The following is a 15,206-nucleotide window of genomic DNA, read 5'->3' as shown; positions in this document are numbered from 1 at the left end:
ATTCTAACTCCCCTTATTACTCGGCGCCGCCGACAAAGTCTAGCTCGCTACCTTCTTTAAGAGTAACGTAAGCTTTCTTCCAGTCTGAACGACGACCGAAACGCATGCCAGTACGTTTTGTTTTACCCTTAACGTTTAGTGTGCGAACACCAGTTACTTCTACTTCAAAAAGCTTTTCTGCTGCAGCTTTGATTTCAGCTTTAGTTGCATCAGAAGCTACTTTGAAAACAATCGTGTTGTTCTCTTCAGCAGCGATCGTGCTTTTTTCAGAGATGTGTGGAGCAAGGATCACTTTTAAAAGACGTTCTTCACGGATCATGCTAGCGCCTCCTCAAGTTGCTTAACAGCAGCAGCTGTAATAAGTACCTTATCGAAAGCGATTAGGCTTACAGGATCGATACCAGCTACATCACGCGTGTCAACCTTGTATAGGTTACGTGCCGATAAGAAAAGATTCTCATCTACTTCTTCAGTCACGATTAGAACATCTTTAAGCTCAAGTTCTTTAAGCTTAGAAACTAGTTCTTTAGTTTTTGGTGCTTCAAGACCAAACTGCTCAACAACGATTAAACGCTCTTGACGAACTAATTCAGATAAGATGCTTTTGATCGCACCGCGGTACATTTTACGGTTTACTTTTTGGCTGTGATCTTGTGGTTTAGCTGCGAAGCTAACGCCACCTGAACGCCAAATTGGGCTACGAATTGTACCAGCACGTGCACGGCCAGTACCTTTTTGAGACCATGGTTTTTTACCACCACCGCTAACTTCAGAACGTGTCTTCTGAGCACGAGTACCTTGACGAGCACCTGCTGCGTAAGCAACAACTACTTGGTGTACTAATGCTTCGTTAAACTCACGTCCAAAAGTAGCTTCAGAAACTTCAAGAGCGCCAGAAGCGTCTTTAATTGCTAATTCCATCACTAAATCTCCAGGACTTATGCTTTAACAGCTGGTTTAACGATAACGTCACCGCCGATAGCGCCAGGTACTGCACCTTTAACTAAAAGCAGATTACGCTCAGCGTCAACGCGAACTAGTTCTAAGTTTTGAGTCGTTACACGCTCAGCACCCATGTGACCGGCCATTTTCTTACCTTTAAACACCTTACCAGGTGATTGGTTTTGACCGATTGAACCAGGAGCACGGTGAGATAGAGAGTTACCGTGAGTAGCGTCTTGCATGCTGAAGTTCCAGCGCTTAACACCACCTTGGAAACCTTTACCTTTAGAAGTACCGGTTACGTCAACTTTGTTGATTTCGTTGAATAATTCAACAGTAAGCTCAGCGCCTACTTCAAAATCGCCTTCACCACCATTTAGGCGGAATTCCCACAGACCGCGACCCGCTTCAACACCAGCTTTAGCGAAGTGACCCGCTGCTGCTTTGTTTACACGGCTTGCTTTTTTAGTGCCTGCGGTTACTTGAAGCGCGTTATAACCGTCAGTTGCTTCAGATTTGATCTGAGCAATGCGGTTAGGTGTCGCTTCGATAACTGTCACAGGGATAGATACACCATCTTCAGTGAAGATACGTGTCATACCCACTTTACGACCGACTAGACCTAATGCCATTTTCCTAAAACCTCTCTAATCTTCCGATTAACCCAGGCTGATTTGAACATCAACACCAGCAGCAAGATCTAAACGCATTAGAGCGTCAACAGTCTTGTCAGTTGGTTCTACGATGTCGATCAGACGTTTATGGGTGCGGATTTCGTACTGATCACGCGCGTCTTTGTTAACGTGCGGTGAAGTTAGTACAGTAAAACGTTCAAAGCGTGTAGGTAGTGGGATTGGACCACGTACTTGTGCGCCAGTGCGTTTCGCAGTTTCCACGATTTCCGCCGTTGATTGGTCAATCAAACGGTGGTCAAAAGCTTTTAGGCGAATACGAATGCGTTGATTTGACATTCTTAAACCTCAATATAAAGAGCATTTAAAAAGAGCATAAAAAAACGACCGAAACAATCTTAATAACTAAGATGTCGGCTGCTTTCTTATATCTACGATGAATTCCAAATCGGAATTCCTGTTTATTAGCTTGAAATCCAAGCTTAATCTTTCCTTCCAAGTTCCCGAGGGAATTTTGAAAGCCTGCGTATTATAGATAGATTGGTGATAAATGCAACAACTATTTTGAAAATCTCAAAGGCCTAAATTAAATTTTGTTTAATTTTCGAACTTTATCAATAACATTAGCGTCTTTAAATTATACTTGTGCGAGTAAAGAGGCTAGAAAATCGCTTTTAAATGGTCAGTCCAGTTAATAATTGTTATTCTATGCCGCTTATTTTTGACCAGACTCGGTCTATTTAATATCTACTAATAACTTTGGTGAGTTGATGCGTATCATTAATCGTTGTTTAAATTTCATTTCTGCCGGTATGAACCGCTTGTTTGTAAAAAGTAAGGTGCTGCCAGAAAATCCGATTGAACAATACAACCTAAACCCAGCCAACCCTACTTTTTATATTGTTAGGCTAAATGCACGCTCTGATTTAGCGGCACTGGCAAGGGTATGTAAAAAATACGGCTTACCTAACCCGACCGAAGAGCAGTTATTAGGTAATGCAGAACTTGATCGCTTTATCGGTATTCAAAACCCACCACCGCTATTTGGTAACAAAAGCAAACCAAGCAATGCCTTGCAGCAAGGCAAACAAATTATTGACCACCTGATGCAATCAGGTGAGAAAAACGTCCAAGTGATCCCGGTGACGATTTTATGGGGTCGTAATCCGGGTAAAGAAAAGCCAGGTTTAGGTACTTTGGTGTCTCATTCATTAACACCTAGCTGGTTTCGTAAATTCTTTGTGTTGCTATTTTCTGGGCGCGATAATTTTATCCGCTTTAGTCAGCCGCTCGATTTATCGTTATTGGTCAATGAAAAAGCTGAAGTTGATGAGCTACCGCATAAACTATTACGTGTAGCCCGCGTGCACTTTCGTCGTCAAAAATTGGCAGCGACAGGCCCGAAAATGCCATCACGTGAACAGCTATTTAATTCGCTACTTGCCTCACCAACAATAAAAAAAGCAATTCAAATAGAAGCGAAAGAAAAAAACATCAGTCAAGAGCAAGCTCGCCAAAATGCGCTGAAGCTACTTGATGAGATTGCCGCCAATTATAGCGATGCCACCATTCGTGTTGCAGATCGTATTTTAACTTGGCTGTGGAATAAGCTTTATAACGGTATTGATATTAAGTTTTCTGAGCAGGTGCATGAGCTTACAGATAAAGGCCACGAGATTATCTATATGCCATGTCACCGATCGCATATGGATTACTTATTGCTGACCTATTCTATTTACCATTTAGGCCTAGTTCCGCCACATATCGCTGCGGGTATTAACTTAAACTTCTTCCCGGCAGGGGGGATTTTCCGTCGCAGTGGTGCTTTCTTTATTCGCCGCTCATTCGCGGGCAATAAATTGTATTCGTCAGTATTTAAAGAGTACCTGAGCCAGTTATTTATCAAAGGCTATTCAGTAAAGTTTTACACTGAAGGTGGTCGTAGCCGTACTGGTCGCTTGTTACCGCCAAAAACAGGTATGCTCGCTATGACATTACAAGCTATGTTACGCGGCATTGATCGCCCTATTTCGATTGTGCCTGTATACATTGGTTATGAGCACGTAATGGAAATTAATACTTACTTAAAAGAGCTTGCCGGTAACGATAAAAAAGGTGAGTCTGTATTAGGTATCTTTAAGGCAATTAAAAACCTGAAAAACTATGGTCGTGGTTATTTAAACTTTGGCGACCCTATATCGATAAACCAATACCTCAATGATCAACAACCTGATTGGCGAGAATCGATTCACCCAACCGACGTGCAAAAGCCACAGTGGCTTGGACCACAAGTCGCTAACCTTGCTGATAAAGTAATGGTTAATATTAATAGCGCTGCAGCACTTAATGCGGTGAATCTACTTGCGATGATTTTACTGGTTAATGATAAGCACGCGTTAAGTAAACCTAAGCTGATTGCTCAGCTAGAGTTTTATCTTCATTTACAGCGCAGCGCAAGCTACAGCGAAAAGGTTACCACACCAGACGAAAGCGCCGAGCAGCTATTAGAACATGCACTTAAACTTAATAAGTTTGATGTTATCAGTGACGAGTTTGGTGAAATTATCGCGATTAACGATAAAGAAAAAACACTGTTCAACTACTACCGTAATAACGTGTTGCACTTATTTGCAGTACCGAGCTTATTAGCGCTGCATTTATTCAAAGCACATCAAACGACCATGGCTGATTGCCAAGCCTTGATTGCACGTTTTTACCCGTTGTTTGCCAAAGAGTGGTTCTTACACGAGCTAGATGAAAACTACATTACTCGCGTACTCGCAAGCTTCGTTGATCAAGACCTGATTGAAATTGATGGCGATAATATCAAGATCACTAACAGCAACGATTGCTTAGCGAAACTCGAAATGCTCGGTCGCGCCCTAAGCTTAACACTGCAACGCTACGCTATCGTGGTTGGCTTTATTCAAACTAGCAGTGGTATTGAGCGTGAAGAACTTGAACACGAAAGCCAAGTGTTAGCTGAGCGCTTAGGTACCTTGCACGGCATTAAAACCCCTGAGTTCTTCGACAAAAAAGTACTGATTGGTTTTATTTCAAGCTTGCGAGAGCAAAAGCTAATTACCGAAACAGAGCAAGGCTTAACGGGCAGCAATGAGCTGTGTGAAGTGTATTTATATCTTAAAGCATTGCTGCCAGCACGGGTCTGGCAGTCAATTGACGATATAGTGCAAAGCCAAGCTCAGCACACAAAAGATTAACGCTGACGCATGACCCCTTCTTGGATCGTTGAGGCAACTAAATTGCCTTGACGGTCAAAGAACTGACCTCGCACCAAACCACGACCAGAGCTCGCACTTGGGCTATCAATCGAATATAAAATCCAATCGTCTAGTCTAAACGGGCGGTGAAACCACATCGCATGGTCAATCGTCGCAACCTGCATATTCGGCTGCATAAACGATACGCCGTGCGGCTGTAATGCAGTTGGTAAAAATTCAAAGTCAGATGCGTACGCAAGTAAGTAATTATGAATGCGCTGATCGTCAGGCATCTCGCCATTAGCTTTAAACCAAATATGCTTAACTGGCTCCATCACTTGTGGTTTAAATGGGTTATGAAAAGTCACAGGGCGCATTTCAATTGGCACTTCACGAATGAACTTATTTCGAATTGGTTCAGGAATAAGCTCTGCATTTGCTTGGTAAAATTCAAGCGATGACTTTAATTCTTCAGGCTGAGGTACATCAGGCATCTGCGCTTGGTGTGATAAGCCCTCTTCTTCACCTTGGAAAGAAGCGGTCATGTAAAAAATCGGCTTGCCATATTGAATTGCTTTTACACGGCGAGTACTAAAACTTTTACCATCACGGATATTCTCTACATCATAGACAATCGGCTTTGCAGCATCACCTGGGCGCAAAAAGTAAGAGTGTAAAGAGTGAACAATACGCCCTTGTGGTAATGTTTCTTTTGCGGCAGATAGAGCTTGGCCCATTACTTGGCCACCGAATACAGCTCTAAATCCTAAATCTTGGCTTTGCCCGCGATACAAGCCTTGCTCAATCTCTTCTAACGACATTAATGACAGTAGGTCATCTAATACTTGGCTCATTTATTTATCCTCAATCCCGACAAGCGTTTAATGATACTATAGACTAATTGGAAGTAAATCTTTGTAAGAGCACCTTATTATGGCTTATTGGCTTTTTAAAACCGAACCCGATGCATTTTCAATTGATGATCTAAAAAACGCACCTGAGCAAACCTCTATGTGGGATGGCGTGCGTAATTATCAAGCTCGCAACTTTCTTCGCGATGGTATCAAGCACGGTGACTTGGTGATGATTTATCATTCAAGTTGTAAACAGGTGGGTGTTGCAGGTATCGCTTTGGTGACTCGCGAAGCCTATGCCGACCCAACACAGTTTGATTTAAATAGCGATTACTACGACGCCAAAGCAACCGCTGATAACCCGCGCTGGTTTGTGGTCGATGTGCAATACCAATCACACCTTAAAAAGCTAGTTAGTCTGCAAGCGATTAAAGCCAATCACTCAATTACCGAAATCGCCCTTAAAAAAGGTGGCCGATTGTCAGTAATGCCAGTCACCGAACATGACTGGCAACAGATCATAGCAATGAGCGAAAGCTAAGATTCTAAAATGGAAGCCATTTTTAATTAGCTGCTATTTTTGCTATAATTTTGCCCCTTTATTTTAGAGGTAACGTGGGGGATGTATGAAATTATTGTATTGGTTAGAGGAATGGACCAACCTCCCACGCGATGAGCAACAAAGCCTTGTCCCTATGACTGGCGGTGATTTGCTCGGTGATGTTTATGTGAAATACCATATCATTGATGCCAATAAGCCCCTGCTAATTACCTTCTCTCCTGCTGGAACCAATTATCAAGAACATGATATCACTGATGATTTTTCGCCTTGGGCTTATAAGCTCGCGAAAAAGCAAGATGTGAATATTATCGCCTTTCAACATTTAGGCATTAGCAACTGGTTTAGGCACCGTAATCTGTTGTTTTTCATTGAGCAGCTAGCACCACTGATTGGCGGGTTCAAAGAGCGATTAGGTTATGGTTTGAGTCGAGGAGGCTTTGCCGTTGGTGCCTTTGCCAATCTATTAAAGCTTGATAAAGTCTTGCTCTTTCACCCTGTTAGCACAAAAAATAAAGAAAAAGCGCCATGGGATGATCGTTCAAGTACCGACATCGCGCAAAAATTTGATTGGAACGGTGACTACCACGATTTAGATTTAGGCCATGCAAAGGGTTATATTATTTACGACCCAACGAATCGCATCGACCGAGCTCATGCTAAACGTTACCCACAACTAACCCACTTACGCGTGTTTGGTATGGGCCATAGTGTTCATGCAACATATTTAAATAAGTTTGGCTTTTATAAAGATGTTGCTGTTGATTTTATTAGCCACCAGCAAGTTGATATAGCCCAATTCCGCCAGCAAACCAAAACGCTGCGCTTTAAAGAAGACTATTATCGTCGCCTAAATAAGGCAAATAAGAGTTCGCCACATCGTTTAGCCTTACTAAGCACCGCGCATACAATTTTAGCTGAAGAAAAAGCCGAGCACATTCAAGAGCAAAAAGATGCGATTGATGTGCAGCCGCTGATTGATGTTGCAATCAAACATCAAGATGAGCACCCAAACGATGCAATTAAGGTCTTAGAAGTGGCGCAGCAACTCTCACCTGATGATCCTGTGATAGATCATAAACTAAAACAGTTGAAGTGATACACCTGCTGTCAGCTTTAGGTAAGTTAACCCTTAGGCTTTACTTTACGGTGTTTTTTGACCCGCCCATGTTTAGGGATGATTGTTAAATACATTACTAAAGCTAACCACGAAAAGAAGATGATACCGATTAACCAAGCATTCTTTTCGTGGCCTTGAGTGCGTTTACTATTGAGCACAATGACCACAGGTAAAATGTAGGCACTGAGTACAATAATTAAAAACACAACTTCGTTCATAAATACCAATTCGCTTAATTAAGTGGTCCATTTTGAGGCAATGAAACCTTGTTGATAGCAAGGCAAAAATTTTGTTATTTAGTTGTTCTAAATGAGGAATTTTTAACGCAGTTAGCAACAGGTTTAATCCCTCAAAATGATTAAGTATTATTGCGGATTGGTACTATACCAACGCTGACCAATCAACTTCGTCATTCAAAACACGCTCCGCAGCTATATAATGCAAAATATCTCCTTCACTTACCACGTAATCAAGTGGCGGGTTTAAGTCCATATTTTTTGCACTCAAATTATGTGCGACACCCAGCAGTATAGCATCATGACTATATTTAAAGTGATGAAACAGCTTGCCAAATTCCATTGCTTGCACGCCTTTTGGAATAGGTAAACTAAATTGAGTATCCCCATGTAGTGTCGATAACAGCTCTTCTTGCACACGACTTGAACCTGGGTCTTGCATTGAGCGCACTAAGATCTCGGCTGACTTAGCACTGCTACATTCTACATTGTGGCAATGCTCATGTAGCATTTCGATTTTAGTTTCATCAGTAAAGTGCGCGCTAATGTGGCACTGTTCATTGACCAACTTGCTAATGCGCAGGGCTGTTGTAAACGTTTGGTCATCATCTTGGCCATCAATGATAATTTTGTCGGCGCGATCAATGGCAATTCTTTTCAACTCATCTAAGTCAGTAAAGCTACTTAGACGAGCAAAATCAACCATAGGATTTGCTAAAAACGGATGTTCCATTTGCTCAGTAACCGCCAATAAAATACGACGATCTAAGCGTTTATGATCGGCCAATATATAGTCAACCATCTTTTTAGTACGTGTATCGTGCCAACCAAAGATAATAATGTGATTGTTTATATGTGCGAAGCTTTTATCACCCGTCATAGCGCGCCTAATTAAATAAGTTACTGTTTGCCCTGTTTTTCCTAACAGAACGCCAAATAATGCTAAACCAAAAGGTATTTGCAGCAATGCGACAATCCAACGGCCAAGCTCGGTGCTCGCGCTAAAATCGCCATAGCCAACTGTAGATGTAGTTACTACATAATAATAAAAATAAGTACTAAGTGGTGTGAGCGCTTGCTCTCCTGCAAGCATAAGCAGCCACCAAATAAGTAGCATATGCAAAAGCGTAGTAAATACCACAGCCTGCCAACTTACTTGATCAATGTGGCTGCGAATAAGTACCACTAAACGATTAAATATATGATGCATAATCCTTGCGATTTATAGTGGAAGAAATTATCGATACGGTACTGTAATGCTTGCTCTTTGGCAACTGATGGAAAATTACTAATGCATGTCGATGAAAAATGATAGTAGACTATACTATCTCTGTATTAGGTGTTTAGGGTGAAATATGTCAGGTGTTCTTGCTTCCGTCGATAAGCGTACGCAACTGGTCGGTGAAAACCGCTTAGAGCTTTTACTATTTTACCTACACAGTCGCCACTTATTCGCTCTCAATGTGTTTAAAGTTAAAGAAGTGGTGAAGTTACCGCAAATTAGCAAAATTCCCCACGCCCACCCTAAAGTTTCTGGGGTTGTAAATATTCGTGGCGAATCAATTCCAGTGATTGATTTGCGCAGAGCGATAAACATGCCTGAAGCTAAACACATCGAAGATACAAACCTCGTTATCACCGAGTACAATCGTACCGTGCAAGGCTTTTTAATTGGTAAAGTTGATCAAATCATCAATATGACGTGGTCAGATATCATGCCACCACCAACTGCAATTGGTAAAAATCATTACCTAACAGCCTTAACTAAAGTAAAACGCGATGGCCAAGAGCAGCTGGTTGAAATTATCGACGTAGAAAAAGTGCTCGCCGAAATCGTTGAGTACGAAGTACAAATATCTGAAGACATTCTAGATAAAAGCATCGTGAACGAATTTGCAGGCCGCAAAATTCTTCACGCCGATGACTCGCCAACTGCTCGTAAGCAAGTAAGCGATACCTTGTCGCAACTTGGCATCGAAATCATACCTGCTCGTAACGGACTTGAAGCACTCGAAATGCTAAAAGAATGGGCAGATCAAGGTAAAGATGTAGAGAAAGAGTTACTCATGGTGATCACCGATGCTGAAATGCCAGCAATGGATGGCTACCGTTTAACACACGAAATTCGTAACGACAGCCGCATGAAAAACCTACATATTGTGCTTAATACATCTTTGAGTGGTAGCTTTAACCAAGCTTTAGTTGAGAAGGTTGGTTGTAATGCGTTCTTATCAAAATTCCAGCCAATACTGTTAGTAGAAGAAGTTCAAGCCCGCTTAAAAGCCGTGCTAGAGCAAGATTCACAGTAAACGCATTTAGCATCAGTTTTTAAAGGCATAAGCTAAAGCAACGACGTCGCAATTTGCCAATCATCGTTATTCATGATTTATTGGCATTATCGATTCGACGACAACAATAAAAACTATGCTAAATCGCGTTGCTAAACCATTCACTAAACTAGTAGAGCGTTATCTACCCGACCCGTTTGTATTTGTTATATTACTCACCTTGCTGAGCTTTATCGTTGCGAGCCTCTTTACGCCGTCAACGCCCACGCAAGTGCTCGCGGCTTGGGGTGGTGGATTTTGGAACCTATTACAATTTGCCATGCAAATGCTGCTAGTACTGCTAACAGGCTACATGCTAGCGAGTACCCCGGTGATGCGCAGTATACTCAACAAACTCGCGACTCTTGCCAACAGCCCTGCTAAAGCGATCATACTCGTTACGCTCGTGTCTTTATTGGCAAGCTGGCTAAATTGGGGCTTTGGTTTAGTGATTGGCGCTTTGTTCGCCAAAGCAATTGCGAAACAAACCCGCGTTGATTACCGTTTATTAGTTGCCAGTGCCTATTCAGGTTTTATTGTTTGGCATGGCGGCTTAGCCGGTTCAGTGCCGCTAACAATCGCAACCGATGGCCACTTTGCAGAGCAAAGTATTGGGGTAATAGGCACCGAAAACACGATTTTTTCGGCATTTAATATCGCTATTGTTGTGGGCTTATTTATTATCATGCCGCTGGTAAATCGCTACATGTTGCCAAGCGAAAAAGACAGCGTTTATGTTGAACCTGTAAAGCTTGAAGATGAATCAAAGCAAGCAGATAAACCTACCCGCCCTGCCGAAGTAATTGAACATAGCCGTTTGTTAGGCATGGGTATAGGTGCCGTTGGACTTGCCTATTTATTCTATTATTTTGTGCTAAACGAAGGCGGCTTAAACTTAAATAGCGTGATCGCTATTTTCTTATTTAGCGCGATTTTACTGCATCAAACGCCGCATAATTTACTTAGCAGCTTACAGCAAGCAATCCCTAGTGGCGCTGGTATTGTGATTCAATTTCCCTTTTATGCGGGGATCATGGCCATTATGGTAAATACAGGACTTGCTCAACAAATCTCTGAAGGATTTATTGCCATTGCAACAGCCGAAACTCTGCCATTTTGGAGCTTTTTAAGCGCAGGGTTTGTAAATATATTTGTGCCGTCAGGTGGCGGCCAATGGGCAGTGCAAGCGCCGATTGTCATTCCTGCAGCACAAACACTTGGCGCGGATATGCCACGGGTTGCTATGGCTGTCGCATGGGGCGATGCCTGGACTAACCTTATTCAGCCGTTCTGGGCACTCCCCGTACTTGCTATTGCCGGCTTAAAAGCCAAAGACATCATGGGCTTTTGCCTTGTGCAGCTGATCATCACCGGCGTGTTTATATCGTTAATGCTGAGTTTTTACCCTTAAGAAAGCTTTATAAACATCACCTATTAGAGAGGGGTAAAAGCTCATAGCGAGAGTCCCTCTTCAAAACGGTTTGTTTATCAAAGGTAACCAAAACTCAAATTCGGTCTGCAATCACCGCCGAAACAGGGCTTCATTCTACGAAAACAACAGTCTATCACTTACAATTAGAATCACTGCTATCGCTTCTTTTATCTCTTTTTAATACAAAGCAAACGATCTTAGAAACAACGAAGTACACTAAAATGAACGCAGATATATCGATAAAATAATCTACCAAGCTACTACTTTTTGAAATAGAAAAATCAAAAAAAAGCAACTCTGGTTATGATATAAGTGATAAAGAAAATTAATAAAAATTGTTTCATAAACAGAACTTTCAATAGCTAATAGTAGAGCAAACTCATCTAGTCATTTCAGCATAAAAATAAGCGCGTAATAAAAGCTACTCACTTAAGCATGTAATAGTTACTAACCAGGTTACTATTCTTTAAATGATATTTAGATAAGGAGAACATTACTCCTTATCTAAAAAATAACTCAATCATCAGTTTCTGTTGGTACAGGCAAGTGTGGCATGCCAAACCCAGGCCTATCTTTCCTTTCAAAGTCTCCTTCATTAACTGTTGTATTCGATAGCACTCCACCAATAACCAGTTCAATTTCAATTGTGGTTAATTCACGCATAATATACTCTCCATGTATTCGCATTTTTTGCCGGATTGTTAATAGGTTAGGCCGTTTTCCTACAAAATTTAACGTGCCTAGCCTTTGCTTTAGTAGCTTGTAAAATACAAGCTACTAAAATCACATTCGATTACGCAGTTTCATTTTGAGCTACTGTACTTGTTAAAGCTCCACCTTGTAACTCAAACACTTTATCCGCCATATTGATAGTCTCTTGCCTGTGAGCAATCATTATTCGCGTCATCTCTAGGTGCTTAATTTGCTCACTGATTTTTGCTTCGTTCTCTTGATCTAAATGACTAGTTGCTTCATCCAAAAATAAGACGCTGGGAGATTGGTACAGCGCTCTAGCAAGTAATAACCGTTGAAGTTGTCCGCCGGATAAATTAGAACCCATATCGCCCACTAATGAGTTATAACCCATAGTCATTTTAGTAATATCACTATGAATTGCTGCATGACGAGCGCACTGTTCTATTTTTAAGTAATTAGGTTGTGGATCAAAGAAGCTAATATTATCGGCGATTGAGCCAGCTAATAGCGTGTCATCTTGCATTACTGCGGCTATTTGTTTGCGGTAATTTTTAAGGCCAAGTTGGGTAATATCCATGCCATCAAGTAGCACTTTGCCTGATGTGGGTTGTAATAAACCCAACATAATTTTCATTAACGTCGTTTTACCCGCGCCAGACGGCCCAGTAATAGCAATAGACTCGCCTGAATTTAGCGTTAAATTTATATCTTTTAAAATAGGTGCTTGATCATCGCTATAACTAAAACTGATATTTTTAAGGCTAAGCTGACCTTTCACTTTATTGTCGTTACTCCCTCTGTAGGCCAAGTCACCATCGCGATTCGCTTCTTGCTTAGTAAGCGCAATATCAGCGATACGGTCAAGGTGTAAGCGCATCATTTTAAATTGAATAATTTGCTCGATGAAATTTGCAAAGCGACTTGTTAGCTGATTTTTATAGGCTATAAATGCCAACACCATACCGACAGATAAGCTATTACTCATAACCAAAAGTGCAGCAAGGTAAATAACCACTACATTCTCAAGACCAAACAGTAGTTTATTAAAAGACTCAAAACTAATATTTAATCGCCCTAAACGTATTTCACTATTTATTACTTCAGCATAACGGTTTTGCCAAATACCTTGGCGCTGCGCTTCATTACCAAACAATTTAATTGTTTGCATACCACGAATGTTTTCTAAAAAGTTTGATTGCTCTTTAGCGGAGTTTTGAATCATTTCTTCTGTGGCTTGATGCAGTGGTCGATACAGCACTAAGCGTACAACCGTATAAAGGGTAATTGCGCCTACAACAACAGCTGTCAACTTAAGTGAATAAATCAACATCATAATCAATACGGTGATAGCCATAACGCCATCAACAAATGTTTCTACAAACCCTATGGTAATACGCTCACGTATTTGTGCTAGTGAGCCAAAACGCGAAACAATATCGCCAATGTGGCGGGATTCAAAGTAGTTCATAGGAAGACGCAGTAAATGACGTAATAGATTAACCCCCATTTGCATGTTTAGCAGACTCGAAAGCCTTAAAATCAACCAACTCCGCACTGCATTAGTAATAACTGAAATGATCGCAATGAATGCAAAGCCTAGCGCAAGCACTGTGAGCAAAGACTCATCAAAGCTCACCAACACTTCATCCACGACCCACTGCATATAATAGGGTGTCATCAGTGCAAATAGCTGTAAAACTAACGACAGCGCAACTAATTTAATTAAGCCAGTTTTTAGACCAGTAACAGCACTCCAAAGCTGACTAAACCTCATTCGTGCCTGTTCTTGTTTAGCTTCAAACTTACTGGTTGGCGTGAGCTCCAAACAAATACCGGTAAAGTGCTTACTAAATTCCTCGCTATTTAGATTCCGCTCCCCAAGGGCTGGATCATTAATCGCTAATTTAGCTGATTTTCCCTTCCCAGAAACTTTGGTCAAAACTACAAAGTGATTCATATCCCAATGCAATATACAAGGAGTCTGAAGTTTATGTACCTCTTCAAATGGACACTGTAACGCACGACTCGCTAATCCTAAGCTATCCCCAAGCTCAATTAGCTGCTGTAAATTCATCCCCTTTAGGTTCGCCGAAAAGCGCTTTCGCATGGCAGGCATATCTAGTTGATGGCCGTGATAACTTGCCACCATGGCCATAGAGGCGAGACCACATTCAGCTATTTCGGATTGGATAATTACAGGTACTCTTTTTGAGAGAGAAAACGTTATAAATCCATTTACAGAGTTCATAGTAACCTCAGTCAAAATACTGTTTATTAATCAAGCTCATTTTTTGAGAAGATAACCTCTGAGTCTAACCCCTGCACAACTCGCATTACTATCCCAGACACACCTAAAGTACAAATAACAATCCAAAAATCAATTAATTCCAAACTTCCATTAAGATTTATTCTTAACATAATAAAATTCCCTCCCATGAAAAAAACTAATGAGATAAAAACATATAATGCCCATTTTTTATTTTTGTATATCCCCGTTAGAATAGCTAAAGAAAAACCGAGAACTACAGTAAAGAAAGCTAATTCACCGTAAGAAATTACAGCATCACGAAGCAATAAATTAACGTCTCTTATAATTACATATGTAGACCCCAAAACTATTAGAAAACACATTGCAAAAATTGATACTATTGCAGACAATTTCATTTTCAAAAAAGAAGGGAATTACTTCCCTTCTATCCCTTTCGTTTTATTTCTCAGAAGCATTATGGTAAATGGCTGCTATACCGCCCACTATTGCACCAAAGCCAGCCCCAATTCCAAGAGCAGTAGCTAAACCACCAGTAGTGATAGACGAGCTAGCATATAAGCCAGCAATGATCACTGGTAAGGGACCACCATTTACTTCTTGTATTTCATTATTGGTTAATTCTCTCATTTTATTTTCCTTACTTTCTAAGTGCATTATAGGTTCCTATACCACTTATAATTGCAGCAAAACACGCTACTTCCCCGTATACCGCTATAGCAACAAATAGAGGTAATGGTCCCCCACTAACTTCTTTAATTTCATTTACATTTAATTCGCGCATATCTATGCTCCAAATTTGTATAGCTGATTATTTATATCTATACTCAGCAAATGTTGATTATTTATTTTGCAATATAAAAATATAGGCAAAATAGGTTGTTAATAGGCTAGCTTTAGCTGCTCGCTAAAGTTAACTAA

At 40.9% G+C, this 15,206-nt stretch carries 17 protein-coding genes; 5 read left to right on the top strand and 12 right to left on the bottom strand.

Features of this window, described 5'->3' with window-relative positions:
• Positions 1–16 precede the first annotated feature (16 nt).
• Genes rplW through rpsJ form a run of 4 tightly spaced genes read right to left on the bottom strand, consistent with a single transcriptional unit; the run spans position 17 to position 1,913 of the window.
• Complete coding sequence (rplW, locus tag AUR67_RS00535) at positions 17–319, bottom strand: 50S ribosomal protein L23 (protein WP_054552368.1); 303 nt, start codon at positions 317–319, stop codon at positions 17–19.
• Positions 316–921, bottom strand: a complete 606-nt coding sequence (gene rplD / locus AUR67_RS00530; RefSeq protein WP_054552367.1) for a 50S ribosomal protein L4 — start codon at positions 919–921, stop codon at positions 316–318. Before rplD ends, rplW begins: the two co-directional genes overlap by 4 nt.
• Before the next feature lie 17 nt (positions 922–938).
• The gene (gene rplC, locus AUR67_RS00525) at positions 939–1,574 is read right to left on the bottom strand and encodes a 50S ribosomal protein L3 (protein WP_036974218.1); all 636 of its coding nucleotides are present in this window, start codon (positions 1,572–1,574) and stop codon (positions 939–941) included.
• 27 nt (positions 1,575–1,601) lie between these two features.
• Positions 1,602–1,913, bottom strand: coding sequence for a 30S ribosomal protein S10 (rpsJ, locus tag AUR67_RS00520; protein ID WP_002957900.1), 312 nt, complete (start codon positions 1,911–1,913; stop codon positions 1,602–1,604).
• 431 nt (positions 1,914–2,344) lie between these two features.
• Between rpsJ and plsB the strand changes: the two genes are divergently transcribed.
• A complete protein-coding gene (gene plsB, locus AUR67_RS00515) occupies positions 2,345–4,795 on the top strand; it encodes a glycerol-3-phosphate 1-O-acyltransferase PlsB (RefSeq protein ID WP_058583715.1) in 2,451 nt (816 codons plus the stop codon).
• Here the strand turns inward: plsB and tesB are convergent.
• Complete coding sequence (gene tesB, locus AUR67_RS00510) at positions 4,792–5,649, bottom strand: acyl-CoA thioesterase II (protein ID WP_054552365.1); 858 nt, start codon at positions 5,647–5,649, stop codon at positions 4,792–4,794. The two genes, plsB and tesB, sit on opposite strands and share 4 nt — an antisense overlap.
• A 79-nt stretch (positions 5,650–5,728) precedes the next feature.
• On the opposite strand from tesB, the gene AUR67_RS00505 reads away from it, so the two are divergent.
• Entirely contained in the window at positions 5,729–6,190 is a 462-nt protein-coding gene (locus AUR67_RS00505; RefSeq protein ID WP_058583714.1) for an EVE domain-containing protein, read from the top strand.
• A gap of 85 nt (positions 6,191–6,275) precedes the next feature.
• Positions 6,276–7,307 carry a hypothetical protein gene (locus AUR67_RS00500; RefSeq protein WP_058583713.1) on the top strand — a complete coding sequence of 344 codons (1,032 nt, stop codon included), beginning with the start codon at positions 6,276–6,278 and terminating at the stop codon, positions 7,305–7,307.
• Positions 7,308–7,333: 26 nt separating this feature from the next.
• Here AUR67_RS00500 and AUR67_RS00495 read toward each other — a convergent pair whose 3' ends face one another.
• Both AUR67_RS00495 and AUR67_RS00490 read right to left on the bottom strand, forming a co-directional pair.
• Positions 7,334–7,546, bottom strand: coding sequence for a hypothetical protein (locus AUR67_RS00495; protein WP_054563926.1), 213 nt, complete (start codon positions 7,544–7,546; stop codon positions 7,334–7,336).
• A gap of 163 nt (positions 7,547–7,709) precedes the next feature.
• Positions 7,710–8,774, bottom strand: coding sequence for a potassium channel family protein (locus AUR67_RS00490; protein ID WP_058583712.1), 1,065 nt, complete (start codon positions 8,772–8,774; stop codon positions 7,710–7,712).
• A 145-nt stretch (positions 8,775–8,919) separates the two neighbouring features.
• On the opposite strand from AUR67_RS00490, the gene AUR67_RS00485 reads away from it, so the two are divergent.
• Both AUR67_RS00485 and AUR67_RS00480 read left to right on the top strand, forming a co-directional pair.
• Positions 8,920–9,873 carry a chemotaxis protein CheV gene (locus tag AUR67_RS00485; RefSeq protein WP_058583711.1) on the top strand — a complete coding sequence of 318 codons (954 nt, stop codon included), beginning with the start codon at positions 8,920–8,922 and terminating at the stop codon, positions 9,871–9,873.
• A 115-nt stretch (positions 9,874–9,988) separates the two neighbouring features.
• The gene (locus AUR67_RS00480; protein WP_058583710.1) at positions 9,989–11,302 is read left to right on the top strand and encodes a short-chain fatty acid transporter; all 1,314 of its coding nucleotides are present in this window, start codon (positions 9,989–9,991) and stop codon (positions 11,300–11,302) included.
• Between the two features lie 537 nt (positions 11,303–11,839).
• Here AUR67_RS00480 and AUR67_RS21095 read toward each other — a convergent pair.
• The 5 genes from AUR67_RS21095 to AUR67_RS20820 all read right to left on the bottom strand — a co-directional run bounded on the left by AUR67_RS21095 (position 11,840) and on the right by AUR67_RS20820 (position 15,069).
• Entirely contained in the window at positions 11,840–12,010 is a 171-nt protein-coding gene (locus AUR67_RS21095) for a hypothetical protein (protein ID WP_161936918.1), read from the bottom strand.
• Positions 12,011–12,116: 106 nt separating this feature from the next.
• Entirely contained in the window at positions 12,117–14,267 is a 2,151-nt protein-coding gene (locus AUR67_RS00475; protein WP_082665535.1) for a peptidase domain-containing ABC transporter, read from the bottom strand.
• A gap of 26 nt (positions 14,268–14,293) precedes the next feature.
• Positions 14,294–14,677 carry a hypothetical protein gene (locus AUR67_RS00470; RefSeq protein ID WP_152968931.1) on the bottom strand — a complete coding sequence of 128 codons (384 nt, stop codon included), beginning with the start codon at positions 14,675–14,677 and terminating at the stop codon, positions 14,294–14,296.
• Positions 14,678–14,726: 49 nt separating this feature from the next.
• The gene (locus tag AUR67_RS00465; protein ID WP_058583709.1) at positions 14,727–14,942 is read right to left on the bottom strand and encodes a Blp family class II bacteriocin; all 216 of its coding nucleotides are present in this window, start codon (positions 14,940–14,942) and stop codon (positions 14,727–14,729) included.
• Positions 14,926–15,069: a class IIb bacteriocin, lactobin A/cerein 7B family gene (locus AUR67_RS20820; RefSeq protein WP_082422993.1), complete on the bottom strand. Its 144-nt coding sequence runs from the start codon at positions 15,067–15,069 to the stop codon at positions 14,926–14,928. The genes AUR67_RS00465 and AUR67_RS20820 overlap by 17 nt, the downstream gene beginning before the upstream one ends.
• Positions 15,070–15,206: the final 137 nt, after the last annotated feature.

Origin of the sequence: Pseudoalteromonas sp. XI10 (assembly GCF_001469895.1) — a bacterium.
Taxonomy (GTDB): Bacteria; Pseudomonadota; Gammaproteobacteria; order Enterobacterales; family Alteromonadaceae; genus Pseudoalteromonas.
This window is presented reverse-complemented; position numbering and strand designations above follow the sequence as displayed.

Excerpts from the sequence above, each read along its gene's own strand:
- AUR67_RS00500 (WP_058583713.1), top strand. The coding sequence starts at position 6,276 with ATGAAATTATTGTATTGGTTAGAGGAATGGACCAACCTCCCACGCGAT.
- AUR67_RS00495 (WP_054563926.1), bottom strand. The coding sequence starts at position 7,546 with ATGAACGAAGTTGTGTTTTTAATTATTGTACTCAGTGCCTACATTTTA.
- rpsJ (WP_002957900.1), bottom strand. The coding sequence starts at position 1,913 with ATGTCAAATCAACGCATTCGTATTCGCCTAAAAGCTTTTGACCACCGT.
- plsB (WP_058583715.1), top strand. The coding sequence starts at position 2,345 with ATGCGTATCATTAATCGTTGTTTAAATTTCATTTCTGCCGGTATGAAC.
- tesB (WP_054552365.1), bottom strand. The coding sequence starts at position 5,649 with ATGAGCCAAGTATTAGATGACCTACTGTCATTAATGTCGTTAGAAGAG.
- AUR67_RS00475 (WP_082665535.1), bottom strand. The coding sequence starts at position 14,267 with ATGAACTCTGTAAATGGATTTATAACGTTTTCTCTCTCAAAAAGAGTA.
- AUR67_RS21095 (WP_161936918.1), bottom strand. The coding sequence starts at position 12,010 with ATGCGAATACATGGAGAGTATATTATGCGTGAATTAACCACAATTGAA.
- AUR67_RS00485 (WP_058583711.1), top strand. The coding sequence starts at position 8,920 with ATGTCAGGTGTTCTTGCTTCCGTCGATAAGCGTACGCAACTGGTCGGT.
- AUR67_RS00465 (WP_058583709.1), bottom strand. The coding sequence starts at position 14,942 with ATGCACTTAGAAAGTAAGGAAAATAAAATGAGAGAATTAACCAATAAT.
- AUR67_RS20820 (WP_082422993.1), bottom strand. The coding sequence starts at position 15,069 with ATGCGCGAATTAAATGTAAATGAAATTAAAGAAGTTAGTGGGGGACCA.
- rplD (WP_054552367.1), bottom strand. The coding sequence starts at position 921 with ATGGAATTAGCAATTAAAGACGCTTCTGGCGCTCTTGAAGTTTCTGAA.
- rplW (WP_054552368.1), bottom strand. The coding sequence starts at position 319 with ATGATCCGTGAAGAACGTCTTTTAAAAGTGATCCTTGCTCCACACATC.
- rplC (WP_036974218.1), bottom strand. The coding sequence starts at position 1,574 with ATGGCATTAGGTCTAGTCGGTCGTAAAGTGGGTATGACACGTATCTTC.
- AUR67_RS00505 (WP_058583714.1), top strand. The coding sequence starts at position 5,729 with ATGGCTTATTGGCTTTTTAAAACCGAACCCGATGCATTTTCAATTGAT.
- AUR67_RS00480 (WP_058583710.1), top strand. The coding sequence starts at position 9,989 with ATGCTAAATCGCGTTGCTAAACCATTCACTAAACTAGTAGAGCGTTAT.
- AUR67_RS00490 (WP_058583712.1), bottom strand. The coding sequence starts at position 8,774 with ATGCATCATATATTTAATCGTTTAGTGGTACTTATTCGCAGCCACATT.